This window comes from Streptomyces sp. NPDC053426 (genome assembly GCF_055585405.1).
Genome location: NZ_JBVJKE010000017.1, coordinates 1 through 24,839 on the forward strand (window position 1 = coordinate 1; position 24,839 = coordinate 24,839).

At 73.1% G+C, this 24,839-nt stretch carries 26 protein-coding genes; 13 read left to right on the forward strand and 13 right to left on the reverse strand.

Features of this window, described 5'->3' with window-relative positions; translation table 11 throughout:
* Window positions 1-179 precede the first annotated feature (179 nt).
* Window positions 180-1,451, reverse strand: coding sequence for an MFS transporter (locus ACZ62B_RS29635; RefSeq protein ID WP_469692748.1), 1,272 nt, complete (start codon window positions 1,449-1,451; stop codon window positions 180-182).
* 414 nt (window positions 1,452-1,865) lie between these two features.
* Between ACZ62B_RS29635 and ACZ62B_RS29640 the strand changes: the two genes are divergently transcribed.
* The 9 genes from ACZ62B_RS29640 (at window position 1,866) to ACZ62B_RS29680 (ending at window position 12,356) form a co-directional block, all read left to right on the forward strand.
* Window positions 1,866-2,726 (forward strand): TauD/TfdA dioxygenase family protein, encoded by an 861-nt coding sequence (locus ACZ62B_RS29640; protein ID WP_469692750.1) that lies wholly within the window; start codon window positions 1,866-1,868, stop codon window positions 2,724-2,726.
* A complete protein-coding gene (locus tag ACZ62B_RS29645; RefSeq protein WP_344561177.1) occupies window positions 2,723-3,517 on the forward strand; it encodes an HpcH/HpaI aldolase family protein in 795 nt (264 codons plus the stop codon). Before ACZ62B_RS29640 ends, ACZ62B_RS29645 begins: the two co-directional genes overlap by 4 nt.
* 55 nt (window positions 3,518-3,572) lie before the next feature.
* Window positions 3,573-4,526, forward strand: a complete 954-nt coding sequence (locus ACZ62B_RS29650) for a PLP-dependent cysteine synthase family protein (protein ID WP_344561175.1) — start codon at window positions 3,573-3,575, stop codon at window positions 4,524-4,526.
* Window positions 4,527-4,558: 32 nt separating this feature from the next.
* Window positions 4,559-6,370, forward strand: a complete 1,812-nt coding sequence (asnB, locus tag ACZ62B_RS29655) for an asparagine synthase (glutamine-hydrolyzing) (RefSeq protein WP_344561173.1) — start codon at window positions 4,559-4,561, stop codon at window positions 6,368-6,370.
* Window positions 6,367-7,452, forward strand: a complete 1,086-nt coding sequence (locus ACZ62B_RS29660; RefSeq protein WP_468884179.1) for a PrpF domain-containing protein — start codon at window positions 6,367-6,369, stop codon at window positions 7,450-7,452. Before asnB ends, ACZ62B_RS29660 begins: the two co-directional genes overlap by 4 nt.
* Entirely contained in the window at window positions 7,449-8,552 is a 1,104-nt protein-coding gene (locus ACZ62B_RS29665) for an acyl-CoA dehydrogenase family protein (protein WP_468884177.1), read from the forward strand. Before ACZ62B_RS29660 ends, ACZ62B_RS29665 begins: the two co-directional genes overlap by 4 nt.
* Window positions 8,516-9,961: a dihydroorotase gene (locus ACZ62B_RS29670; RefSeq protein WP_344561167.1), complete on the forward strand. Its 1,446-nt coding sequence runs from the start codon at window positions 8,516-8,518 to the stop codon at window positions 9,959-9,961. The genes ACZ62B_RS29665 and ACZ62B_RS29670 overlap by 37 nt, the downstream gene beginning before the upstream one ends.
* Window positions 9,958-11,769, forward strand: a complete 1,812-nt coding sequence (locus ACZ62B_RS29675; protein WP_469692752.1) for an NAD(P)H-dependent oxidoreductase — start codon at window positions 9,958-9,960, stop codon at window positions 11,767-11,769. Before ACZ62B_RS29670 ends, ACZ62B_RS29675 begins: the two co-directional genes overlap by 4 nt.
* A 239-nt stretch (window positions 11,770-12,008) precedes the next feature.
* On the forward strand, window positions 12,009-12,356 hold the full coding sequence (locus ACZ62B_RS29680; RefSeq protein ID WP_344561163.1) for a hypothetical protein: 348 nt from the start codon (window positions 12,009-12,011) through the stop codon (window positions 12,354-12,356).
* A gap of 39 nt (window positions 12,357-12,395) precedes the next feature.
* Here ACZ62B_RS29680 and ACZ62B_RS29685 read toward each other — a convergent pair whose 3' ends face one another.
* Both ACZ62B_RS29685 and ACZ62B_RS29690 read right to left on the reverse strand, forming a co-directional pair.
* Entirely contained in the window at window positions 12,396-12,848 is a 453-nt protein-coding gene (locus ACZ62B_RS29685) for an SRPBCC family protein (RefSeq protein WP_344561161.1), read from the reverse strand.
* Window positions 12,845-13,189 carry an ArsR/SmtB family transcription factor gene (locus tag ACZ62B_RS29690; RefSeq protein ID WP_344561160.1) on the reverse strand — a complete coding sequence of 115 codons (345 nt, stop codon included), beginning with the start codon at window positions 13,187-13,189 and terminating at the stop codon, window positions 12,845-12,847. Before ACZ62B_RS29690 ends, ACZ62B_RS29685 begins: the two co-directional genes overlap by 4 nt.
* A gap of 185 nt (window positions 13,190-13,374) precedes the next feature.
* On the opposite strand from ACZ62B_RS29690, the gene ACZ62B_RS29695 reads away from it, so the two are divergent.
* On the forward strand, window positions 13,375-14,217 hold the full coding sequence (locus tag ACZ62B_RS29695; protein ID WP_344561158.1) for an alpha/beta fold hydrolase: 843 nt from the start codon (window positions 13,375-13,377) through the stop codon (window positions 14,215-14,217).
* 557 nt (window positions 14,218-14,774) lie between these two features.
* Here ACZ62B_RS29695 and ACZ62B_RS29700 read toward each other — a convergent pair.
* The 3 genes from ACZ62B_RS29700 to ACZ62B_RS29710 all read right to left on the reverse strand — a co-directional run bounded on the left by ACZ62B_RS29700 (window position 14,775) and on the right by ACZ62B_RS29710 (window position 17,694).
* A complete protein-coding gene (locus tag ACZ62B_RS29700) occupies window positions 14,775-16,085 on the reverse strand; it encodes an acyltransferase family protein (protein WP_468726851.1) in 1,311 nt (436 codons plus the stop codon).
* Window positions 16,086-16,196: 111 nt separating this feature from the next.
* Entirely contained in the window at window positions 16,197-16,619 is a 423-nt protein-coding gene (locus ACZ62B_RS29705; RefSeq protein ID WP_344561155.1) for an SRPBCC family protein, read from the reverse strand.
* Between the two features lie 406 nt (window positions 16,620-17,025).
* On the reverse strand, window positions 17,026-17,694 hold the full coding sequence (locus ACZ62B_RS29710; RefSeq protein WP_344561154.1) for a TetR/AcrR family transcriptional regulator: 669 nt from the start codon (window positions 17,692-17,694) through the stop codon (window positions 17,026-17,028).
* A gap of 122 nt (window positions 17,695-17,816) precedes the next feature.
* On the opposite strand from ACZ62B_RS29710, the gene ACZ62B_RS29715 reads away from it, so the two are divergent.
* The 3 genes from ACZ62B_RS29715 to ACZ62B_RS29725 all read left to right on the forward strand — a co-directional run bounded on the left by ACZ62B_RS29715 (window position 17,817) and on the right by ACZ62B_RS29725 (window position 19,369).
* Complete coding sequence (locus ACZ62B_RS29715; protein ID WP_469692755.1) at window positions 17,817-18,488, forward strand: DUF998 domain-containing protein; 672 nt, start codon at window positions 17,817-17,819, stop codon at window positions 18,486-18,488.
* Between the two features lie 54 nt (window positions 18,489-18,542).
* Window positions 18,543-18,761, forward strand: coding sequence for a DUF4287 domain-containing protein (locus ACZ62B_RS29720; RefSeq protein WP_344561151.1), 219 nt, complete (start codon window positions 18,543-18,545; stop codon window positions 18,759-18,761).
* 335 nt (window positions 18,762-19,096) lie between these two features.
* Entirely contained in the window at window positions 19,097-19,369 is a 273-nt protein-coding gene (locus ACZ62B_RS29725; RefSeq protein WP_469692757.1) for a hypothetical protein, read from the forward strand.
* Window positions 19,370-19,691: 322 nt separating this feature from the next.
* Here ACZ62B_RS29725 and ACZ62B_RS29730 read toward each other — a convergent pair whose 3' ends face one another.
* From ACZ62B_RS29730 to ACZ62B_RS29760, 7 genes are all read right to left on the reverse strand, one after another.
* Complete coding sequence (locus ACZ62B_RS29730) at window positions 19,692-20,129, reverse strand: enediyne antibiotic chromoprotein (RefSeq protein WP_344561149.1); 438 nt, start codon at window positions 20,127-20,129, stop codon at window positions 19,692-19,694.
* A 486-nt stretch (window positions 20,130-20,615) separates the two neighbouring features.
* Complete coding sequence (locus tag ACZ62B_RS29735) at window positions 20,616-21,785, reverse strand: methyltransferase domain-containing protein (protein WP_469692759.1); 1,170 nt, start codon at window positions 21,783-21,785, stop codon at window positions 20,616-20,618.
* Between the two features lie 351 nt (window positions 21,786-22,136).
* Entirely contained in the window at window positions 22,137-22,343 is a 207-nt protein-coding gene (locus ACZ62B_RS29740) for a hypothetical protein (protein WP_468726843.1), read from the reverse strand.
* Window positions 22,340-22,717, reverse strand: a complete 378-nt coding sequence (locus tag ACZ62B_RS29745) for a DUF6415 family natural product biosynthesis protein (RefSeq protein ID WP_469692762.1) — start codon at window positions 22,715-22,717, stop codon at window positions 22,340-22,342. Before ACZ62B_RS29745 ends, ACZ62B_RS29740 begins: the two co-directional genes overlap by 4 nt.
* A complete protein-coding gene (locus tag ACZ62B_RS29750) occupies window positions 22,714-22,920 on the reverse strand; it encodes a hypothetical protein (RefSeq protein WP_468726839.1) in 207 nt (68 codons plus the stop codon). The genes ACZ62B_RS29745 and ACZ62B_RS29750 overlap by 4 nt, the downstream gene beginning before the upstream one ends.
* A 123-nt stretch (window positions 22,921-23,043) precedes the next feature.
* Window positions 23,044-24,294 carry a helix-turn-helix transcriptional regulator gene (locus tag ACZ62B_RS29755; RefSeq protein ID WP_468726836.1) on the reverse strand — a complete coding sequence of 417 codons (1,251 nt, stop codon included), beginning with the start codon at window positions 24,292-24,294 and terminating at the stop codon, window positions 23,044-23,046.
* Between the two features lie 194 nt (window positions 24,295-24,488).
* On the reverse strand, window positions 24,489-24,749 hold the full coding sequence (locus ACZ62B_RS29760) for a hypothetical protein (RefSeq protein ID WP_468726834.1): 261 nt from the start codon (window positions 24,747-24,749) through the stop codon (window positions 24,489-24,491).
* Window positions 24,750-24,839: the final 90 nt, after the last annotated feature.

A 24,839-nucleotide genomic window follows, 5' to 3' on the forward strand; every position in this document is an offset into this window, starting at 1 on the left:
CCCACCCTCCCCCACTCTCGGCTTCGCTCGAGCGGGGGGACCCCCATCGCCCTGGGGGTACCTCCCAGGCCCTTGAGGCACTGGGGGAGGCACGATTGCCCGCGGAAGCGGTGGGGCGGCGGCGGGATGCCCGCGCGGAGGGCGCGGGGATGTGGCGTGGTTGCCCGCGGAGGGCGTCCTCAGGCGGTCTGTACAGGTGTCTGGTCCCGTTCGGTGGAGCGGCGTTCCTCGCGTACCCGTAGCAGGGAGCGGTACAGCAGGATCGCGGCCAGGCCGGCCGTGCCGTAGAGGAGGCTCATGGCCAGGGACGGGACGAAGGCGCCCAGGACGACGCACAGGGAGGCCACGAGCAGGCCGACCCGGGCGTTGAGGGCGTAGGCGGCCATGTACTTGGTGCGGGCCTCGGGGTCGACGAGGTCGGCCAGCAGCGCCTGGCGTACCGGCACCGCGGCGATCTCGCCCACGGTGAGCAGCACGGCCGCGGCGATGAGCACCCAGCCGGTGTTGCTGACCGCCCAGACCATGTAGCCGACGGCGAAGACGGTGATGCCGGCGTACAGCCGCGCCCGGTCGCTCAGCCGGGTCAGCAGGCTCTTGGCGAACAGCACCAGCACCACCACCAGGGCGGCGTTGACCGCCCGCAGGATGCCGAGCATCGCCGTGCCGTCCATGGCGGGCGCCCAGGAGCCGATCCCGGTGAGGACCTGGGTGGGGAACTCGTCGGCGAGCCGGACGGCGATGTAGTAGCCGATCTGCATCTCGACGGACGAGATCAGCGCCGCCGCGACCAGCACCCGCAGGAACACCGTGTCGCGGGCGACGGCCAGGTAGCCGCGCAGCATGGCACCGACACCGCGGGCGACGTCCTTGCCGGTGCGCGGCGCGGTCTCGCTGAGCCAGCGTCCGATCACGGCCGTGGTCAGCGCGCTCAGCACGGCCGCGCCCGTCAGCAGCCGGGCGAAGTGGCCCTCGTAGAAGAAACCGCCGATGAGCGCGCCGACGGTGAAGGCGAGGTTGATCGACCAGTAGTTGATCGTGTAGACGAGCGGCCGGCTCTCGGGCGTGGAGACGTCGACCATCATCGCCTCGGCGGCGGGCGTGGCCATCTGCGCGCAGCAGGTGTTCAGCAGGAACAGCGCGAACGTCGCCCAGCCGGAGGACCACCAGGGCGAGTTGGCCAGCGCCAGCAGGGCGAAGGTCAGGGTCGCGCCGAGTTCGCCGGCCACCAGCACCGGGCGCCGCCCGTACACGTCGGCGAGGTGGCCGCCGAGGAAGTTCGCGGCGATGCCCGCACCGGCGACCGCCAGGGTCAGCGCACCGGCCGCGGCGGCCCCGTACAGCTCCGAGAGGCGGATCACCAGCAGCGGCATCAGCATGACGGCCAGCAGGCGCTGGACGAATCCGACGCCGATGCGCAGCCGGATGTTGGGGTGCAGCTCGCCGATTTTCATGGGGGCCCTTTCGCGCGGGTGATCCGCCTGCTGAAGGGAGTTCGGCAAAGGCGCGAGGCGCAAGGCGATCAGGTGATCGGATGATGCGGGGTGTTCCCGAGCCCACCACGCCGGCCGTCGGGGCGGCAAGGAGGAGGGCCGGGCTGCCGACGACTTGAACAGGTCGGGCCCGCCGGCCCCTCCGGGCGGTCCGGCGGGCGAGTTGGCCAAGTCGTCGCACTCGTACGGGAAGCCATGGCCGGAAGCGAGCGCTCCGTGTTTTGCTCGGTGCCGTCCAGTCCGGCCGCCCCTGCTCTGTGCTGCCGGCAACCGCTCCCGTGGCCGGTCCGCGCGCCCCTTCTCTCCGGGCGGCGACGGACCGTGAGACCCATCCCGGGAGACGCGGACTTCTGAACGAGTTCGGAAGGATAACCGGTGTCCCCTTTTGACATACGCAGAATCGGCGGCCGTATCGGCGCGGAGGTGACGGGCGTCGACCTCTCCACGGAACTGCCGGATTCGGTCTTCGGCCAGATCCACGAGGCGTTCCTGGAGCACAAGGTGCTCTTCTTCCGCGACCAGGAGATCACCGACGCGCAGCAGCTCGCCTTCGCCGGCCGGTTCGGGCCGCTGACGCAGAAGCACCCCATGATGCGGACGGTCGACGCCGCCGCGCAGGTGATCCCGGTCGACGGCGAGGACCAGCGCGCCGACCACTGGCACACCGACATCAGCTTCACCACCACCCCCTCCCTGGGCACCACGCTGCGCAGCGTGGTCCTCCCGCCGTACGGGGGCGACACCCTCGTGGCCAACGCGGCCGCGGGATACAAGGACCTGCCCGCCGAGCTGCGGGAGATCGCCGACCGGCTGTGGGCCGTGCACACCAACCACGCCGAACAGCCGCGCCTGGGCACCGAGCGCGGCGAGGAGGTCCGCAAGGCCTTCCTGGCCCGCCGGTTCGAGACCGCCCACCCCGTGGTCCGGGTCCACCCCGAGTCCGGCGAGCCGGTCCTCTTCCTCGGCGGCTTCGCCCAGTGGCTGGTCGGCCTGACGCCGCGCGAGTCGCGCCCGATCCTCGACGTGCTCCAGTCCTACGTACGGCGCCCGGAGAACACCGCGCGCTGGACCTGGCGCCCCGGTGACGTCCTCGTCTTCGACAACCGCGCCACCCAGCACTACGCCGTCAACGACTACGACCGCCAGCGGCGCGTGCTGCACCGGGTCTCCATCAACGGCGACGTGCCGGTGGGCCTGGACGGGAAGCGGAGCTACGCCATCGAGGAGGGCGAATGAGCGGCCCCCGCGCCCAGGAGCCGGCCTCCTTCGCCCAGCGCCTGCGCGACCGCGAACGGCTCGTCGGCTACTGGATCGCCCTGAACGACCCGGCCGCCACCGAGCGCATCGCCGGCCTGGGCTACGACTACCTCGGCGTCGACGGCCAGCACGGCGTCATGCACCAGCCGGGCTGGCAGGCCGCGATGCTCGCCGTCGACGCCCGCGGCCGCTCCGCCGGGATCATCCGGGTCCCCTCGCCGGACCCGGTGGCCATCGGGGTCGCCCTCGACACCGGTGCCCGCGGCGTGGTCGTGCCCATGGTCGAGACGCCCGAGCAGGCGCGCACCGTCGTACGCGCCTGCCGTCACCACCCGGCGGGGACCCGCAGTCTGGCCGGGCCGGTGCGCGCGGGGCTGCGCCTGGGCGACGTGCCCGCCGAGATCGACGACCAGGTCGCCTGCATCGTCATGATCGAGACCGCGGCCGCGCTGGAGAACCTGGACGCCATCTGCGCCACCGAGGGACTCGACGCCGTCTACGTCGGCCCCGCGGACCTCTCCGCGGCCCTGGGCGCCCGCTGGTTCGGCGACCCCGCGGCCGCCGACGCGCTCGAGGCCGCGCTGGTCCGCGTCACCGACGCCGCCGGCCGGGCCGGCATCGCCTGCGGCATCCACGTCCTGGACGGCGAGAGCGCCGCCAAACGGCTCGCCGAGGGGTTCACCTTCGCCACCGTCTCCAGCGACATCACCCACCTGCAGCAGGCCGCGGCCCGTCACCTGACGGCCGCCGGAGGGCACCTCGCAGCCTGAACCGGCCGCCGCACCCACCGACTCCGGCCGCCGCACCCACCGACTTGGGGGAACAGTGACGACAGACACGGACCTGCGGCCCGCCCGGCCCGCCTCCATCGCCCGGTCGCTGGAGGACCTGGTCGGCGGCACCCCGCTGCTGCGGGTCGACCTGCCGGGCCTCACCGACGGCGTGACCCTGCTCGCCAAACTGGAGATGCTCAACCCGCTCTCCAGCGTCAAGGACCGGGCCGCGCTCGCCATGATGCGCGCCGCCGAGGAGTCCGGGCGGCTGCCCGCCACCGGCGGCACCGTCATCGAGTGCTCCTCGGGCAGCACCGGCATCTCGCTGGCCGCCCTGTGCGCCCGGCGCGGCCACCGCTGCGTCATCGTCATGCCCGACAACGCCACCGAGGAGCGCCGCCTGATCCTGCGCGAACTGGGCGCCGAGGTGGTCCTGGTCCCGCACGGGGACGGTCTCATGGCCGCCTGGGCGCACGCCGAGGAGCTCCAGCGCTCCCTGCCCGGCTCGTGGGTGCCGCACCAGGACACCAACCCGGCCAACGCCCGCGCCCACTACGACACCACGGGACCGGAGATCTGGGAGGCCACCGGCGGCCGCGTCGACGTCCTGGTGTGCGGGGTGGGCACCGGCGGCACCCTCACCGGAACCGCCCGCTACCTCAAGGAACGCACCGACGTGCACGTCGTCGCCGTGGAACCGGCCCGCTCCGCGGTGCTGTCGGGCGGCGAGCCGGGCCCGCACGGCATCCCCGGCATCGGCGCCGGCTACGTCTCCGAGATCACCGACCTCACCCTCGTCGACGAGGTCCTCGCCGTGCCCGACGAGGCGGCGGCCGCCACCGTGCGCGACGTGGTGCGCGCCACCGGCCTGCCCGTCGGGGTGTCCTCCGGGGCCGCCGCGTGGGCCTCCCGGACCGTGGCCGCGCACCCCCGCTGGGCGGGCGCCACGGTCGTCACCGTCTTCCCCGACAGCGGGGAGCGCTATCTGTCGACGACGCCCCGCTGACCCGTCGTCCCCGCACGGAAAGACAGGCAGACATGTGCCGGATCCACGGCTACTTCAACGCGGTGGCCACACCGCACGAGATGTGCACCGTCGCCGCCCTCCAGCGGCACGGCGGCCCGGACGCGACCGGCATGACCCGGGCCCCCGGCTGGGGCCTGGGCTACGACCGGCTCGCCGTCGTCGACCCGCACGGCGGACAGCAGCCGTACGGGCTCGGGGGCCCCGTCCAGGCCGTGTTCAACGGGGAGATCTACAACCACGACGAGCTGCGCCGCCGGCTGCGCGCCCGCGGCCACGTCTTCGCCGACCGCTGCGACGGCAACGTCGTCCCCGCCCTGTACCTGGAGTACGGCGAGGACTTCACCGACCACCTCGACGGCATGTACGCCGTCGCGCTGGTCGACCGGCGCGGCGAGGTGCCCCGGCTGCTGCTGGCCACCGACGAGATCGGCATGAAGCCGCTCTACCTCCGGTGGGACGAGGCCGCCCGTTCCCTGTACTTCGCCTCCGAGATCCCCGCCCTGCTGGGTTTCGGCCCGGTCGGCGCCCGGATGCGGGACACCGCGCTGGACGCCTACCTGGCCACCCGTACGCCCTTCGGCGAGCGGACCATGTTCGAGGACATCGAGGTGCTGGCGCCGGGCACCACGCTCGTGTGCGACCTGGGCGGCACGCCCCGCCGCAGGCGGCGCGTGCCGGCCGCCGCCGAACTGCCCGAGCCCGGCCGGGCCGCCGAGCGGGTGCGCGAACGGCTGCGGGAGGAGGTCGGCCGGCTGCTCGTCGCCGACGTGCCCGTCGCCCTGATCACCTCCGGGGGCCTGGACTCCAGCCTGGTCACCGCCCTGGCCGCCGAGCACGGCCCCGTGCACTCCTTCAACATCGCCTACCGGGGCGACTGGCCGTTCGACGAGCGGCACTTCGCCCGCGCCGTCGCCGAGCACGCCGGCACGGAGCACCACCAGGTCGAGATCGACCCGGCCGGCTTCCCCGCCCTGCTGGAGGAGACCGTCCGCCACCTCGGCCAGCCCAACGCCGACCCGATCACCCTGAGCACGTACGCCCTGTTCCGGGCCGTACGGCAGGCCGGGTTCACCGTCGCGCTGACCGGGGACGCGGCCGACGAGGTGTTCGGCGGCTACGCGCGGATGCGCGCCGCCGCCGGGACGGCCGCGGCCGGCGGCGACTGGGGCACCGCCTACCTCGACGCGCTCTCCGCCGCCCCGGCCGCGACGCGCGCCGGGCTCTACACCGACGCCTACCGCGACCACCTGCGGGACGTCCCCCCGCTGCCCGAGGCGGCCCGCCAGGACCTGCTGCACGGGCCCGGCAGCGTCCTGGAGCGCATCACCCGCTTCGAACTCGGCCACCGCCTGCCCGCCTACCACCTGCGCCGCGTCGACCACCTGAGCATGGCCGGCTCCATCGAGGTGCGGCTGCCGTTCTGCCAGCGGTCCGTGGTGGCCCTGGGCCGGGCGCTGCCCGACGCGCTGCGCATCGACGGCGACCAGGTCAAGCGCACCCTGTACGCGGCCGCCCGGGGGCTGCTGCCCGACAGTGTGCTCGACCGGCCCAAGCAGCCCTTCACCCTGCCGGTGACCGCGATGCTCACCCCCGGCACGGCCCTGTGGGAGCACGCGCGGGACCTGCTCGCGCCCGCCCGGCTGGCCGCCGACGGACGGCTCGACGGCAACGCCGTCGACGCCCTGTTCGACGTACAGGCCCACCGCCCGGACGACACCACGTCGTCGACGCTGTGGGCGCTGCTCGTGCACGAGGTGTGGCGGGAGCGGTTCCAGGGCGCCGCGGGCGACCTCGCACCACCCGCCATGGCGGTGGCGGCATGATCGGCCACCTCGCCCACGCCGCCGGCGCCCCCTGCCCGACGTTCGTGCTGGACGCCGCCCGGCTGCCGCACGAGGAGACGGCGCTGCTGGGTCACCTGACCGAGGCCCGCCGCTACCTGACCTCCGCGGGCGGCGCCCACGTACTGAAGATCGCCCTGGTGGAACCGTCCGCGCACCCGATGTTCGACCTCGACTACCGGTTCGTGCAGGCCCTGCCCGGCGCGCCCGACCGGTTCGACCTGCGCGGCTCCTGCGGCCACTCGGCGCTCGCGTCGGTGGTCGCCGCCGCCCGCTCCGGCATGCTGCCGCGGCTCGTGCCCGGCACCCGGGTGCGGATACGGGTGCGCAACAACGGCGACAGCGTGGTGTGCGAGGTCGACCGGGCCGAACGCGACGAGGTCGGCTTCACCGTCACCTTCGTCCAGCCGCGCCCGGTGCCCTTCGCCGAACTGCTGCCCACCGGGCGGACCCGGACGCTGCTGGAGGCCGACGGGCGGCGCGTGGAGGTGTCGATGGTGGCGAGCGCCAACACCTACGCCTTCGTCGACGCGCGCTCGCTCCAGGTGCCCGACGAGACCGCCCTGTTCGCCGCCGGCGGTGACCTGCTCCGGAGCCTGGAGTCGCTGCGCGCCGCCGCGGCCGAGCTGCTCGGCTGGCCGCCCGGCGGCGCCTTCCCCAAGATCGCAGCCGTGCTGCCCGGCGCCGACGGCGGCATCGCGGCACGCGCCCTGACCGTGCCCGGCTGGCACCCCTCCCTCGCCCTCACCGGGGCCGTGTGCCTGGGCACGGCCGCGCGGATCCCCGGCACCGTGCCCTGGCGGATCACCCGTGAGGCGGACGCCGGCGACGGGCCCCTGGCCATCACCACCCCGGGCGGCCGGACGGCCGTCACCGCGGTCGTCTCCCTGCCCGGCACCGCGGCCGTCCCCCCGCCCGGCGCCGCCGACGGCGACGGAGCCCTGCTGTGGTCCTCCGTCGCCGGCAAGCACGTCACCTTCCAGGGCTCGTTCGCCCTGGCACCCCTGAGTCACCTTCAATTCGAGGAGGTCGCCCAATGCCTGGCGTTGTCGGGAGCCGGATGAGCCCACGGCTCACGCCCGCGTTGCGCGCACTGCTGCGCGAGGGCGCCGAACGGGCCGAAGAGGCCGGCGAGGTGGACCGCGAGGCGCTGACGGCGCTGCGCACCAGCGGCCTGCTCGCCACCGCCGTCCCCACCGGACACGGCGGTGCGGGCCAGGACGCCGCCGCGGTGAACGCGCTGGTCGAACAGATCGCCGCCGTCAGCCCGTCCATGGCGATCATCGCGTTCCAGCACTTCGCCGTCAGCGCCCGCATCGCCGACTGGGGCACCGCGCGGCAGCAGGCCCGCTGGCTGCCGCGACTGGCCGACGGGACCTGGCTGGCCGCCTCCGCGTGGAGCGAGAGCGGCGCGGGCGCCGCCAAGCAGAACCTGTCCACCACCGCCGAACGCCGCACGGACGGCACCTGGGTGCTGAACGGCTCCAAGGCCTTCACCACCGGCGCCGGCGTCGCCGACCTCTACCTGGTCCTGGTCCGCACCGCCCGGCCCGACGCCGCACCGGCGTCCGGCTACGGAGCGCCGGGACAGACCTTCTTCCTCGTCGGCGCCGACAACCCCGGACTGGTCCCCGAACTCGGCCTGGACCTGGCCGGGATGCGGGGCTCCGCCACCGGGCTGGTCTCCCTCGACGGGGCCGTCGTCGCCGACACCGACCGGCTCGGCCCGGAGGGGCAGGCCGCCGCCGTCATCGCCTCGGTCCGCGAGAGCGGGGCCAGCCTCGGCGCGGTCTCCGTCGGCACCGCGCAGGCCGCCCTCGACCTGGCCGTCGCGCACGCCCACGACCGCGGGCTCATGGACCTGCCCGCCGTACGGCACCGGCTGGTGGGCCTGGCCACCCGGCTTGAGGCGGCCCGCGCGGTGGTGGAACGGGCGGGGGCGCGCACCTCCGCCGACCCGGGACTGACCACCCTGCACAGCAAGCTGCACGCCACCGAGGCCGCCGAGGAGATCTGCCTCGACGTCGCCCGCATGCTCGGCTCGGCCGGCTACCGGGACGGCGCGCGGATCGGCCGGCTGCTCGCGGACGCGCGCGGCGTCTCCCTCATGGGCCCGACCAACGACCTGTGCCGGGAACTGGTGGCGGTGTCGTGGACCGGCTGACCCCCACCCCCGAACTCGTCGTCAGCGGACGCCGGCTGGTCACCCCGCAGGGCGTGCGCCCCGGCCACGTCTGCGTCACCGGCGGACGCGTCACCGCCGTCACGGACACCGACCCCGGGCCCGCCGCCGCCCGCCTCGACGCGGGCGAGCACTACGTGCTGCCCGGACTCATCGACTCCCACGTCCACTTCCGCACCCCCGGCCTGACCCACAAGGAGGACTGGGAACACGGCAGCAGGGCCGCCGTACGCGGCGGGGTCACGACCGTGATGGACATGCCGAACACGGTGCCGCCCACGCTCACCCCCGAGACGGCGTCCGCCAAGGCGGCCCTCGTGGACGGGCACTCCCTGGTCGACTACCGGTTCCACCTGGGACTCGACCCCGACCGCCCCGAACTGCTGGCCGACCTGGACGCGCGGGTCGCCACCAGCGTGAAGATCTTCATGGCCGGGCACCACACGGCACCCACCGTGGTGCGCGACCCGGACCAGTTGGAGAAGGCGTTCGCCGCGGCCGCCCAGGGCGGCGTCCAACTGGTCCTGCACGCCGAGGACGACGGACTGTTCGCCCTGCTGGACTCCTGGTGGGGCGAGCCCGGCAGCTACCTGGAGTACGAGGCGCGCCGCCCGCGCACCGGCGGCATCGTCGCCGTCGCCAAGGTCCTGGAGCTGGTGCGCCGCCACGGCACCCGCGCCCACATCCTGCACCTGTCCAGCGCCGAGGAGGCCGACCTGGTGTGCGCGGCGCGGGCGGCGGGACTCCCCGTCACCTTCGAGGTCACCGGACACCACCTGTCGTTCACCGACAAGGACACCCGCCGCCTGGGCGCCCGCACCCGCCTCTCCCCGTCCATCCGCGCCGCGGGCGACCAGGACCGGCTGTGGCGGGCGCTGCGCGAGGGCCAGGTGGCGACCCTGGGCAGCGACCACGCCCCGCACACCGTCGAGGAGAAGACCCGCGGCGTCGCCCAGTCGCCGCCCGGACTGCCCGGCGTCCAGGAACTGGCGGTCGCCGTCTGGACGGGCATGCGCAGACGCTGGCCCGAGGAACACCCCGATGTGGCCGCCGTACGGCTGGTCCGCCACCTGTCCGCCCGGCCGGCCGAGCTGTTCCGGCTGCCCGGCAAGGGCCGGCTGGAGGCGGGCGCCGACGCCGACCTGGTGTTCCTCGCCCCCGACGTGCCCTGGATGCTGTCCGCGGGCGACGTGGAGAGCAAGTGCGGCTGGTCGGCGTACGAGGGATGGACCTTCACCGGCCGGATCGAACGGACCCTGCGCGCGGGCCGCACCGTGTGGGACGCGTCCACGGGCTCCTACGGCGCCCACGACGGCCGTCTGCTGGGCGCGGCGCCCGCCGCCCCCACCCCCTCGGCCGGCACGGCCGGAACGGAGGCCCCGACGCCATGACGCAACGCCAGACCGTATTCATCGCCGGGGGCGGCATCGGAGGCCTCGCCGCCGCCGCGGGACTCGCCGCGCGCGGCTTCGACGTCACGGTGATCGAGCGGGCCGCCACCCTCCGGGAGGGCGGCTCGGGACTCATGATCCAGCCCAACGGCCTGCGCGCCGCCGACGCGCTCGGCGCGGGCGTCGGCGCCCGCGTCCGGGCCACCGGGCACGCCACCGCCCCCGACGAGGTGCGCGTCCTGATGGACGCCCGGGGGACGGTGCTCGCCGAGGAGCCCGTCGGCGCCGCCGACGGGCCGGTGGGCGGCCCGCCGATGCCCGTCCTGCGGTCGGCGCTGCACCGGGTCCTGCTCGACGAGGCCGTCACCGCGGGCGCCGCCCTGCGGATGGCCACCACCGTCGAGGACTACACCGGCCACGACGACCACGTCACCGTCCGCTTCTCCGACGGCACCGCCGCCACCTGCCAGGCCCTGATCGGCGCCGACGGCATCCACTCCGCGGTGCGCCGCCGCATGCTCGGCGACGGACCCCCCGTCTACCGCGGCTACACCTCGGTGCGCGGACGCACCCGCGGCTCCGTGCTGGGACAGCGCGGCCACGTCGTCAACGGCCGCGGCATCCAGCTCTTCGTCGCCCCCGTCGGCGACGACACCCTCTACTGGACCGCCAAGATCACCGCCGCGGAGGGGGAGTGGCCGGCCAAGGGACCCGAGGAGGCCCGGCGCGCCCTGCTCGCCGCGCTGGAGGGCTGGTACCCGCCCGTGGTCGACCTGGTGCGCGCCGCCGACCCCGGCGACGTCGTCGTCACCGACATCCACGACCGCGAACCCGCCGCACGCTGGACCGACCACCGGGTCGCGCTGCTCGGCGACGCCGCCCACCCCATGGTCCCGGCCCTCGGCCAGGGCGCCAACATGGCGCTCGAGGACGCCGCCGTGCTCGCCGACCGCCTCGGCGCCCACGACCGCATCCCCACCGCGCTCGCCGCCTACGCCCGCGAGCGCATGGACCGCACCGCCGCCGTCGTCCTGTCCTCACGCCGCCAGGGCGCCCTCGACCAGGGCGCCGACCGGGACGGCGAACAGCGGCGCAACGCCCGTATGCGGGCGGCCGGCCGCAAGGACCAGGACGCGCTCGACATCGCCGCGTGGCGGCCGGCACCCGTGGCCGCCGACCCGGCACCCGCTCCCGTCCCACGGAAGGGTGACGACATCGTGCACACCCCCCACGTCGTCCTGCTCAGCGGCTCCCTGCGGGCCGGCTCCACCTCGGACCGGGTGGCGCAGTGGTGCGCCCGGCGCGTCACGGCCAAGGGCGCCACCGCCCGGGTCTTCACCGGCTCCGAGCTGGACTTCCCCGCCTACCGGCCCGGACTGGCGGCCTGCCACGAGGGCGTCGCCAAGTTCCTCGACGAACTGCGCCGCGCCGACGGCGTGGTGCTCGTCTCCCCGACCTACCACGCCAGCATCTCCGGCCTGCTGAAGAACGCCCTCGACGCGGTCAACGACATCGACGGGCCGCAGCCCCTCCTCGACGGGCGGGCCATCGGCACGGTCGCCGTCGGCGCGGGCCCCCAGGGCGCCGCCACCACCCTCACCACCCTGCGCACCATCGCCCACGCGCTGCGCGGCTGGCCCGCCCCGCTGGGCGTGGCCGTCACCCGGGCACCCGCACCGGCGGCGGTGGACCACCGGCAGGCACCGGACGAGGCACGCCTGGACGAGATGGTCCACCAGGTGCTGTGGCTGGCCGGCGTCCGCGCGGCGGCGTCCGGCGGCACGGGGAGCGTCCCGGCGGCGGCCTGACACCGGCCGGCCTCCGCTTGCCGGGGGCCGGCGGCGGTCGGCCGTCGCCTGGCACCAGCCCGACCCACTCACCGGGGCCCGGCGGCACCGGCACGGTTCCGGCCGCCGCCTGCCACCGCCCCGCCCTCCCACTCACCGGGGCCCCACGGCCTCAGGACGGCCCGCCTCCGCTCCTCGGAGTCCCACGGTCCGCCACCACCCGCCCCGCCCACCCGTCCGCCCCACCGAAAGGAACGTCCATGACCGCCACCTCCTACCGCCCGGCCCCCAGCACCCCCGGCCCGGTCTGGCGCGACGCCAACGTCCGCAGCGGGCCCTCGCTGGACAGCCCGGTCGTCGACCTGCTGCTGCCCGACGGCGTCACCGCCCACACCGCCGAGGGCTGGACCCTCGGCGACGAGGTCGTCGAGGGGGAGAACCCGGTCGGCGAGATCGTCAGCTCCGTCTGGTTCAAGTTCGCCGACGGCCGCTGGTGCAGCGCGGTCAACTTCGACCCCGCCCACCTGAGGTCCGTGCTCGGCGACGCCGCCCCGCTGGTACGGCCGCACTCGCCGGAGGCTCTCCCCGGCCACCGGGAGGCGGTGTGAGGCACCGCCACCCGGCCGGGTGCCGCGGGCGTCTCGCCCTCAGGCGGTCCGCGCCAGGTGTACGACCAGCTGGTCGAAGCTGCTGTGCAGGCCGGCCACCGCCTCGGGGGTGCGGAGCATCGCGGGAACGTCGGTCTGGTGGACGGTCAGCTCCGTCCTGCCGTCGACGTCGGCGAAGGTCAGCGTCGAGGTCAGGCCCGCCCCGTTCACCGTGAAACTGAGCTTCTCCGGCTCGGCCACCTCGAGGTAGGTGGCACTCATCGGGTACTCGGCGCCGTCCTCGTCGGCCACCATGACCGTCTCGAAGGCCCCGCCGGGACGGGCCTCGATCGTGATCTTCTCGACGGGCAGGGACGTGCCGGCGGGGCTCCAGAAGCGGGAGAGCTGACCGGGCTCGACGAACGCCCTGAAGACCCGCTCCCGGGGCGCGTCGAACACACGGGTGAGGGTGACCTCGCCGAGGTCGGATCCGGCCGTGCTCGGAACGCTCATGGCTGTGCCTCTCTTCGCTGTCGTTGGATTTCCTGCAGGTGCTGGTCAAGACGGTCGAACCTCGACTGCCAGACCTGCGTCTGACGCTCGATCCACTCCGCCGCGTCGCCCAGCGGTGACACCTCGAGCCGACAGGGCCTCCACTGGGCGTCGCGGCCCCGGGAGATCAAACCGGCTCGCTCGAGCACCTTCAGGTGCCTGGAGACCGCCTGAAGGCTGATGGGGAAGGGCTCGGCCAGCTCGTTCACCGTCGCCTCCCCGACGGCCAGGCGCGCGAGGATGGCTCGCCGGGTCGGATCGGCCAAGGCCGAGAAGGTGGTGCTGAGTTCGTCGCTTGACATCCGTATTCAACCTAGTGCTTGATTAACCAGATGGTTTAGTGTGTCTCCAGGGGCGGGCACCCGTCAAGGGTGTCCACCGCAGGGAAACGCCGCTTCATCAGCGATATCGCGCGCAGAGCCCCCGGCCTGACGCTTCCAGAACGGCTCCAGACAACTGAGACGGCCGAGACCGAGAGGACGAGTTGATGCATTCGACGAACGTGAAGAACCTGGAAGTCCCGGGTGCGAAGCTGCATTACGAGGTCACCGGAGAGGGCCCCGTGCTGCTGCTCATCTGCGGCGGGCCGACCGACGCCGCGATCTACGCGGGGCTGGTCGGCACGCTCTCCGAGAACTACACCGTCGTGTCCTACGACCCGCGGGGCAACTCGCGCAGCGGTCTTGACGGGACGCCGCAGGAGCAGCGGATCGAGGCGCACAGCGACGACGCCCACCGGCTGCTGGCGGCGGTGACGGACGAGCCCGCCCACGTCTTCGGCAGCAGTGGCGGCGCCCTGGTCGGTCTCGACCTCGTCGCCCGCCACCCCGAGCAGGTGAAGTCCCTGGTGGTGCACGAACCGCCGGTGATGGAGCTGCTGCCGGACAGCGACCGCTGGCGCGAGCACTTCCAGGACGTCTACGACACCTACCAGGCCGCCGGTGTCGGCCCGGCGATGCAGAAGTTCATCGCCGGTGTGGAGGGGGAGGACGCCCCGCCGCCGGCCCCGCCGGAGATGGGTACGCCGAGCCCGGAGATGATGGAGATGATGGGCCGGATGGCGGCGAACGCCGAGTTCTTCGTCGGCAATGTCATGCTGCCGTTCAGCCGCTTCACTCCGGACGCCGAGGCGCTGAAGTCGGCCCCGACCCGTATCGTCTGCGCGGCGGGCGAGGCGTCCAAGGGGCAGCCCGTCCAGCAGGCGGGTCTCGCCCTCGCCGACAGCATCGGAGCGGAGGCCGTGGACTTCCCCGGAGACCACCAGGGATTCCTGACGCACAGCGCCCCGTTCGCCGAGCAGCTGCGCAAGGTGCTCGCCGCCGGCCAGTGACCGGTACCCGGGTGGCCCCCGGTCCGTCCGCGGAATCACCGCGGAGGGACCGGGGGCCACGTCTTGTGGTCCCACCCACCCCGGTGAAACGGGCGTGTGCCCGCCGCCACGCCGTCGGCGACGGGCGCCGGACGGGCCGGTGCGCCCCGGGTGCACCGCGGCCGAGGGAAATGCCGAGGGAAATACGGTGGCGGACGACGACGGTGCGACCACGAGACCCCGGCCGGCGGGGCATCCGGCTGTCGGGCTTCGGTGCCGGTGCCCATTTCCGGGCGGGCGCGCCACTCGCCCGTGCGGAGGCCGGGATCGCGTCGCCCGTGCCGCCGCGCCGCTTTACCGTCCTCGTCTCCGCCGGTGCCGCGGCCTGCCGCGACCGGCCGGTCGTTCCGGGGCGCGGCCGGTTCCCGGTGGCGGTCGGGCGGGAGCCGGGCGTGGGCCGCGCTCCGCGGGAGGTCCGGACGCGTGGCGGCGGCCTCGTCGGACGGGCGAAAAGCCCCTGGTCCGGAACACGGATCGAGACGAACCGGTGTTCCGGACCAGGGGCTGACCCGGCAGGGTCAGACCGACGCCGACTGCTTCTCGGGCAGCGGTGTCTCGGCCGTACGGCTCACGGGCGCGACGGCCTGCTCCCTGCGGCGGATCCAGCGCTCGCCCAGACGCATCAGGGGACGCTCGAAGAAGTAGAAGCTCACGGTCGCGATGGCGATCGAGCCGGCCACGACCACGGCCAGCAACTCCCAGAAGCCGGCCTTGTCGATCAGGGCGTTGGCGAACTGCGGGGGAGCGCCGAAGACGCTGCCGTCCTGCCACCACAGGTACATCACCACGAAGTGCCAGAGGTAGATGCCGTAGGAGATGCGGCCGAGGAACCGTGTCGGACGGTTGCTCAGCACGGTGTCCATCAGCGGGGAACTGGCCTTCGGCGCGACCAGCGGGACCATGAGGAAGAACGCGAAGGCGACGAAGGCGACGTGCTGGACCATGGCGAACTGCGGGGTCCCGTAGTCCCAGGTGCCCGGCTCACCCAGAGGCGCCGCGCAGACCACGAGGTAGGAGGCCAGAGCGCCGACCCAGAACAGGTTGGGCCGCTTCCTGGCCGCACGGTAGACCGCGGGCACCGCGTTCGGCTCGCTCTCGGCGCGCACCGACAGGATCGCCAGCCCCATGCCGATGGCGAACAGGCCGAAACGGCTGAACGGCCACCAGTACTCGGGCGGCCAGGGCCCCAGGTGCTCCATGTGCATGTACCCGGCGAAGGCCCAGCCGGCCACCACCATGACGCCGAGCGGGATCATCATCCGGCGCACCTTCCGCGCCGGATCGCTGACCCGGCCGGCCAGCCGGTGCATCAGCAGCGCGAGCAGCGGCAGAACGAGGTACATCTGGGCCTCGGTCGGGATGGTCCACGTCGGATCCATGCCCGCGTACCACATGTAGTCGTAGTTCTGCAGGAGCACGATCGGACGCAGCACGTACCAGACCGAGTCGATGCTGCTGAAGTTGAGCAGGAGCAGACAGAAGGCCGTCAGCAGCCAGTAGCCCGGCAGGAGGCGCAGTCCGCGCCGCAGGAAGAACTTCCCCAGGGTCGGCCGCGGGGTGCCGATGAGGGTCATGCGGGCGAAAGGTTTGTAGAGCAGCATGCCGGAGAGGATGAAGAAGGGCCCCAGGCCCACCTCCAGACCCACCGCCAGGACGGACCAGACCCCCTCCTGAGGCGGTCCGGATTCGGAGCCGAGGACCACTCCGGTGCTGAATGCGACGTGGACGATGACAACGATCATCGCGCAGAGCCCGCGGACCCCGTCGAGGTTGGCGATGCGCTTCTTGTCGCGGGTCCCGGGAGTGCGCCCGGTTCCGAGTGCCGTCATAGCGGCTACCTCCTGTTCGTTCGGCCGCCCCAGCTTCGGTGCGGCGGCCGCCCGGACGCATCTCCTCGTGTGCGGTTCTTGATGGGGTGTCACCTGCCGGTGAGAGCCGCCCTACAGCCGTGGGACGGTCCGGCTCACCCGGTGGAACAGCGAGGCCCGGGTCCTCCCGTCACCGAGATCGCTGAGGACCATGCTCACGTCGACTCCCGAGACGTGATCCGCGTAGGTGAGCGTCTCCGGCTCCTCCACGGCGAGGAAGGTGCACATCGTGGGATGTCCGACTCCCGTGTCCGTCACCGTGGTGTACTCCAGCCGCCCTCCGGCCCAGGGCTCGATGGTCACGCTGGACAGGGGAACCGCCGAGCCGGCGGGGGCCCAGAATCTGACGAACTGCTCGGGCTCGATGAATGCCCTGAACACCAGTTCCCGTGGGGCGGCGAAGACGCGCGTGAGCGTGGGTTCGCCGAAGCCCTGTAAGCACGGGCCCTCGGTGAGGGCGGCCGCAAACGTGTCGGTGGTCGCGGACTGCGCCACTGAGTCTCCCTGAGTTTCTGTGGGGGTGGGCGTCCGGCCCAGCCTTCCAAGGCGCGACCGCGTACGCATCTTCCATCGTGCGCAGTTCGGCCGGCCGCCGACGCCCCGAAGGACGAGGAGGGCGTCCGCCGGTGGGTTTCAGGGCTTCGTGCCGGCGGTCCGCCGGACGGTCTTCTCCCGTTCGTCGTGGAGCCGTCGGGCGGGCGCGGCCCGGTCCGCGGTGGGCTTCGGCCCGCGGCCGCCGGCGCGGCCGCGTGCGGAAGCGAGTCCGTCGGCGGTGTTCGCCACGGTCAGCTCGCGCTGCGGCTCGGCGAGCCCGTGCGGCGGGACGACGGGTGTCCCCCTCCGCCCCGGCCGCGGCGGGAGAGGTGCGCGCCGTCGCGTACGACGGTGCGCTCGGACCAGGTCATACGGCTCCCTCAAGGGCGCTGCGGGTGCGGCGCGTCCGCGGTGGCCGGCGGTAGGCGGCGAGGAAGGTACGGACGCCGGCGGTGGCGTAGTGGTCGAGCTCGGCCTCGGTGTGCTGGGGGCTGCCGTGGAACATGGCCTTGTTCACGGGGGTCCACAGCAGCAGGCCGGAGAAGTGGTTGGCGGCCAGGAGCGGTTCGTCGCACCGGAGCAGTCCGTGGTCGGTGAGGCGCTGGAAGGTGGCCGCCAGGGTGGCCAGGACCCGCTCGAAGCCCTGCTCGTACCAGCTGGCGCCCAGTTCGGGGAAGGCGTCCGCGTTCGCGATGACCAGGCGCCGCAGCTGGAGGACCTGGGGCTGCGTGAGCGCGGCCAGGAACTGACGGGCGAGATGGGTCAGGTTCTCCTCCAGGGTGTCGGCGTCGGCCGGGATGTGGGCCACCAGGTCGATCATGCCGTCGATCCGGTCGGTGGTGGCCAGGACGATCTCGGCGAACAGCTTCTCCTTGTCGGAGAAGTGCTTGTAGACGGTCTGTTTGGACACCGCGGCCAGCTTCGCGATGTCGTCCATGCTGGTGCCGGAGTAGCCCTTGCTCATGAACGCGCTGGTCGCGGCTTCCATGATCGCCTGACGTTTGAGTGCCGACCGGCCGAGTTCGCTTGCTTCCATGCCGCCTCCCGAATCAAGTACTGGACAGTCCAGTTCTCACTTGGGTACTGTACCGTCCAGTTCCACGCAGTACCACACCGTCTAGTTCCAGAATCGGCTCTCTCCGTCGAGGAAGACATCACATGACCCAGACGATCAGTCCCCCCACCACCGTGTCCGCCCCGGCCCGGCCGGCGAAGCGGACCCTGCTGGCCGTCGCCACCGCGGCGGGCCCGCTGTTCCTGGGCGCGGGCCTGTTACAGGGCCTCACCCGGGACGGCTTCGACTTCACCCGCAACGCCCTCAGCCAGCTGAGCCTCGGTGACCTCGGATGGATCCAGATCACCGCCTTCATGCTCACCGGCGCTCTGGTCATCGCCGGCGCGGTCGGGATGCGCCAGGTGCTGCGCGACGCACCCGGCGGCACCTGGGCACCGCGATTGATCGGCGTGTTCGGCGTCTCGTTCCTGCTCGCCGGCGCCTTCACCGCCGACCCGGCCGCCGGGTTCCCCGCCGGCACCCCCGAGGACCACGTCGCCTCCGTGAGCGCGCACGGCGCCGTCCACATGCTCAGCGGCATGGTGGGCTACCTGGCGCTGTGCGCCGCGTTCTTCGTACTGGCCCGCCACTTCGCCGCCCAGAACCGACGCGGGTGGGCCGTGGCCTGCCGCATCGTGCCGGTGGGAGTCCTCGCGGGGTTCGCCGCCTCGGCCGCCGCCGTCCTGGCGTTCACCGCCGGAGCCGGGCTCGGACTTCTCTGGCTCACCGCGGTCACCGCCCGGCTGATGACCGTGGCGCCCCCGGCGCAGCGGTAGCCACTCCATCCACCATCCAAGATCACCGAACACGAACGGACGGGATTCAGCATCATGGCCAGAACAATGAAGGACCCCGCCAGCTACTTCCCCGCGATCGAGGAGAAGTACGGCCGCCCGGTCGCCGAGTGGAAGGACCTGATCCGCTCCTCGCCGCTGACCAAGCACATGGAGCTGGTCTCCTGGCTCAAGACCGAGCACGGCTTCGCGCACGGCCACGCCTACGCGCTCGTCGCGCACACCCTCGCCGAGGACAGCGGAAGCGGAAGGTGAAACGCGCCCGACCTCGAACAGGGGCCAACCGTGGTCTCCCGCGTGATCGATCGCGGGAGACCACGGTGTTTGTCCGGTCCCCGGCCGGACGGGAACGGGGCACGGCGACCGACGGCCCGAGGGCCGGCCGCCGGCCCGCATCGAGGCGGAAGGCGCCGTACGGGTCGATGCTCGCTTCCTCGAGCCCGATGCGCACGCGGTGCCCCCGGGCCGCGAAGGTGGCGTCCACCAGCCCGGTCACGTCGGCCCGCGGGCCGTCGACGGCGATGAAGTGCCGGCGCACGTGCCGCGGCGCGGCCTCCGTCCCGCCGGCCGCCACGATCGCGCGGACGCCCATGTCCGTCCCCGGCGCGAACAATGCGAGCAGCGGGCGGCGCGAGCGGCGGACGGCGCCGGAGGACGTCACGGTCGACGCGCTCGTACGCGGCGACCGAGGCGAACTCGTCGGTGAAGCCGGTGCCGAAGCCGGCGTTCTCGAACACGTCCAGGAGGCCGAGGACGCCCGGCGGCGTACGGCCTCGTCCTTGAGCGCCCGCAGCCCGCCCTCGACGCGGATCCCGCGGCGACGGATCGCGTCCCGCAGCGCGACCAGGACACAACTCATGTGACTCCACCCGCGACTTCGGCCGCGGGTGGAGTCACGACGAACAACGGCTCGCGGCTCACGCCCGACCAGGAACGCCGAATGCGCAGAGCCACCACGCCCCGCGGTCACCGGCCCAGGAGTGCCCGGTGCCCGCAGGGCGTGGTGGCTCTGCGTAGTGCCCTCGCGGAACCGCGCGTCGGTCCCGGCACAGTCGCGTCCTGAGCCGCCGGACGCACTCGCCGCGTGGGGTGATCGGCGCATGCGTGGATCCGCACAGCGGCGGAACCCCGGCCCCATCGGCCTGCCGGGGTTCCGCCGCTTGTGGTGGGGGGGGCAACCCGCGATCACTTGAAGGTGATCGCCTGACCACCGCCCTCACCGGTGTCGCTGAGCACGACCACCTGGGTCTGCGTGGTCTTGGCGTCCACGGTGCCCCAGACCGGACCGTCGGCGCTCACGACCGCCTCGAAGGAGCTGTGGACGACCAGGGAGGTGTTGATCTCGCCCTGGGCGTTCGTGGTGACGTCCGTGGAGGTGGACTTGTCACACCCGAACTTCTGCGGCTCCACCTGCGCGCACTGGCCGATGTGGAAGACCGTGTTCGGGGTGAGGCCGCTGGCCGAGACGGCGACCGTCTGACCGTCGGAGAGGCCGGAGGCCGGCGAAACCGAGACCGTGGGGGCGGCCATGGCCGAGGACTGGGTGGCGAGAGCCAGACCGGTGGCGATGACGGCGGTGGCGCCGAGACGGGTGATGAGACCGAGCTTCTTCGTGGCAGTCACAGTCAACTCCATTTGAAATCGTGGGGGTTGGTGAGGGCTTCGTGTAGCGCCCACATATGAAGTTAGTGACCTTGGAAAGCGGCGGCATCTTCCAAGTTGCTCCGTGCAACTCACCTGGTGACGGAGGTGGCGGGCAGTCGCCGCGCACCGCGTTCTTCGGCCGCGCGCCCGTGCGGGCCGGGAAGGACACGGCCCGCTCCCGGAAGCGGTTCGCCGTCCCGGGAGGTCCACCGCCACCCGCCCCGGAACCCTCCGGCGGCGGGCGGTGCCGTGTGCGGGGGCCGTCACCACAAGGGCTCCGGAATCCCCGCGCACACGGGGCACCGGTCGCCCCGGGCGTCGACGGGACGACCGCACACGCCGTCCCGCCCGTCGCACTCGTACCTGCGGCGGCACACCAGCGGCCTGCCCGACTGACCCCGACCGTAGAAGACCCCGCCCATCGGCCACGGGGGCAACAGACAGACGGGGCCGTACGAGGGCCGGTCAGACTGGCCAGCTGTCCTCGGGAGAGTCCAGCCAGACGCGCTGAGCACCGACTTCAGTCACGGTGAGGCCGAAGCGCTCGAAGCCCGGCTCACCAGCCGCACGCCACCAGTCCAGGGCGTCACAGGCTTCGTCCCACAGCCGCCGGGGGCCGTCCTGCCACACGTCGGCCTCCTGGCCATCGCGGAACATGACGCACGCCCAGGACCGGTCGTCCAGCCCGTAGAACCACACCGGGCGGGCGCCACCGCGCGCGGCAGCGACCGAGCGGCGGCAGTCGCGGACCCGCAGGCCGACCGCGAACGTGGCCGGATCGAAGCGCCCTTCGCCGATGATCCGCTTCCCGGCCGCATCGGTCGTCGACCGGTCAGCGCCGGCCGTGCCCTCGCGGACGTAGGCGTCATGGCCGGCGAACGGGGAGCGCTGGGCTCTCAACTTCATGAACTCCACGGGGCCCAGGAAGTTCCCCGAGCAACTCTTGCCGTCCTCGCTCAGAGTGAGCCGCACGAGGGCATCGGCGTTGCTGAAGTGCGTCCCCCACGGCGCGAGGATCTTTCCACCGAGCACGGTGTCGCGGATCCATGCGGGTGGGATCCGCCGCACGCCCGCGGTGGCGATGACCCGGTCGTAGGGCGCCCCGGGCTCATCGCCTTCCTCACCATCACGTTCGAGGACCAGGACGGGCGCCCCGAACTGTGCCAGCCGCTGCCGTGCCGCGGCCGCCACCGCAGAGTCGATCTCGATGCTGACGACGTTCTCGCGTCCGAGCCGGTGACTGAGCAGCGCCGCGGTCCATCCGGTCCCGGTGCCGATCTCCAGCACGCGGTGGCCGGGCTCGATGTCGAGTGCGGCCAGCATGCGGAAGACGACGGACGGCATGGACGCCGACGATGTAGGCACCGTTCCGGCGTCGTCGCCGTCGTGGTCGTCCCACTGGGTGACGATCGGGACGTCCTCGTCGGCGTACCTGAGCCACGCCTCGGGGTCCTCTCGCCGGTCGACCCGGACGTTCTGGCCGGTGGCCATGTCGAAGGGCCACATCACATCAGGCAGGAAGGCGGCTCTCGGCACGGCCCGGAAGGCGTCCACCCAGTCCGGGCTCATGGCGTTGCGCGCAAGGAGGGAGCGGCCCAGTTCGGACCGCTCCTCCGACAGACTTGGTGCCGCCATCAGCGGGTGACCCGAGGGCCGCCGTCGGGGGACGGGGGCTCTTCCGGGCCCGGCCAGGGCTCGCCCGGCAGGCCGTCGCCTCCGTCGCCGCCGGCCGCCAGAATCGATCGCAGCTTCATGTGCGTTCCCTTCACCTGCAGTTGATGGTTGCGTGTCGCGGCCCGCTTGCGAAAGGGGCCGCTGCCCGCCCCGCCAGAGGCTTGCGTTCCTCCGGTGGGACGAGCGTCCTGGGGTGCGACCCTGACCCTGCGGTCGCCATGGGGGTGCGTCAGCTGGGGGTCCGCGCCGGCACCACGGCGAGAACGGGGCCGGTCACGGCCGCCACGTGGACGAGCATCCCGACGATGCCCCTCACTGTTCGAGGGCCTTCACGATGAGGACGCGGGCCATGGCACGGGCCGCCACGGGGTCAGGGCCGGCCTGGTCGACGTGTGCGCGGTGCGCGTGGATGTCCCAGCCGGGCCCGCTGTTGCCTTCCTCGTGCCCGAGGTAGACGGCGTCGTCGGGGTCCTCGATCGGCTCGTGGCAGGCGCGGCACACGGGCGCGGGCGCGGTCACCGCACGGCCTTGGTCAGCGTCTCGTAGTGGTCGCACAGGGCGTTGAGGGCGCGGGCCAGGCGCCGGGCGTAGCCGGGGGCGCCGCCGAAGCGGAGGGACGGCTGCGTCTCCAGCCTGCTGCGGGCCTCCCACACACAGCCGAGGACGGTGTACCGGCGGACGCTGTCCTCGTCCAGCGGGCGGGCCGCCGCCTCCACCTCGAGGACCAGCAGCTCGATGTGACCGCGCACGGTCTCGGTGAGCGCCTGGAGCTCGTCACCGGTGGGCGGCAGGGCTTCGGGGACGGCGTCGGGGTCCAGCAGCCGGTTCACGGTCTCGCGCATCGTGGCGAGGTCGACCGGCGTGGTCTGCGTGTTGGGGCGGGTGGCGTTCACCGGGCCACCGCCTGGCGGGCGCGGTGGCGGGGGCACCGGCAGGGCGGGAATCCGAAGGAGCCGGGGGCGAGCACGGCCGGGTCCTCCGCGAACCCGACGGCGACCAGCTCGCCGCGGTCCTCGATGACGGTCCCCTGCGCGTTCACGGTGTAGACCTGGATCGTCATCTTGACGCCGGTCTTCGGCGGGGCGGTAGCGTTCATGGTGTTGACGCTCCTCAGTAGCGTTGGCCACGCCCCGGGACCGTTCGCGCGGTCGCCGGGGTCCTGGCTCAAGACCGTAGGAGCGCTGCTACTCAACCGCCGACCGTAATCCGGTCGCTACGCTCAGGCAGCGAGGATGCCGACCTTCGTGGCCAGGTCAGCGGCACGACGCCGACGTGCGGCCTGAGTTGACTCCACCTCTTCCAGGAGGATCGCGCGGGCGTAGCCGTTGTAGCGGATCGTCTCGGGCGCGGCCTCGAACGCCTTCTCCAGCGAGGCGACAGCCGTATCCGGCTGGTTGTCCAGCTGGTAGCCGCGGGCCTCTTCGATGCGGTGGCGGGCCCGGCGCGGGCGGGACTTGATGACGCTTCGGTCGGCGCGTGCGGCCTGCCGTACGGACTCGCCGCCCTGGTGGAGCTCCACCGCCACCGTGACGGCGTGCGCGCCCATGACGGCCCGCGAGAACGACGTGACGGGGTGGTAGTAGTCGGCGGGCAGCCGCTTGGCCATGTCGTTGGCCTGGTCCCAGTGCCGCCACGCCGTGCCGGTCTCCCGGCGGCGGGCCGCGGTGTAGCCGAGCTCGAACTGCAGCGCGCCAGCAATGGCGAGGACGTCTTCGCCGGCGTCGGGGAGCAGGGGCTTGAGGTAGGCCACGGCTTCACGGTTCACGGCGTCGGCGGCGTCGAAGTGGCGCGGCCCGCTGTCGCGGTGGGCCTGGGCGAGCAGCCAGGAGGCGACACCGATGGCGTGCGGGTCCTCGCTCTCCTGCGCGGCGATCATGCCGCGCTCTGCGACCCGCCACAGCAGGGAGCTGTCCGGCTGGTAGGCGATGAAGAACTGGCTCAGGCTGTAGACCTCTGCGAGCAGCGCCTGCGCCCGGCGGCGGTCTGCCGCCGAGTCGGCATGCCGGACAAGAACCTGCGCGTCCCGGACCAGGTCCGGCAGCAGCTTGCCGAGCACCTCACGGTGGTTCTTCGAGGCGTGCCGCTCCCGCCAGGCCGCATGCAGGCGTGCTTCCAGGTGCGCGACCGGTGGAGGCTCCACGCTGCCGGTGAGCGGGAAGGAGTCGACGGCGGCCTTCACCGCGGCCAGGCGCCGGTGCCCGGGCCCGATGAACAGGTCGACGTGCCCGTCCGGCCGACCGGTCAGGTCCGCCAGGTCGCGCACCCGCAGCGCCTCAGCGATGCGCATCACCATGTCGAGCCCCGGCGCCTTCTGCTGTCCGTTCTCGATCTTCCGGAGGGTGTGCGGCGAGAGGCCGACAAGGTCGGCCAGCTGCGCCTGCGTCATGCCGCGCCGCTCACGCAGGATCTGCACTCTCTGGCCGAACTTCAGCGGGTCGGCGTACGGATCCGGGGTAGCATCTCGAGACATCACGGCCTTGCCCCTCCCAGCAGCTTCGTCACTGCCAGGGTAGGGGGCAAGGCCGGTTCCATGTGAGCGCCTTGCGCAGCTCCCCTTTCTTCTGGCGTGACGGGGCCCCGCCGCCCGAAGGCGGCGGGGGATCTGTAGACGTCTGCGGACGGATCAGTTGACGAACACGGCGACCACCGCAGCAACCACACCGGTCACGGCGGCGAGGCGCCGATCTGCGCGAGAGGCCAGCGGCCCTTCTTCAGCTCGTTCACCTCGGTCCGCAACTCGTCGATCTCCTTCTCCATGTCGGTACGCAGCCGGCGGACATCGGCATCGGTGCGTTGGGTCCTCTCCACAGGGACACCGAGGGTGCCCTTGATCTGCTCCAGCCCCGTTTGGGTCTCCCCTCGTAGCTGCGCGAGTTCGACCGCGTTGTTCGTCGTCGGGTCCGGCAGCGGGGCGGGCGCGGTCATACCCCGTCCACGCCTACGCGCTTCTGGCGCAGCGGCAGCTCCGGTGCGGGCATGGCGAGGCGTCGTGCGAGTCGTGGGGGCGGTTCCTGG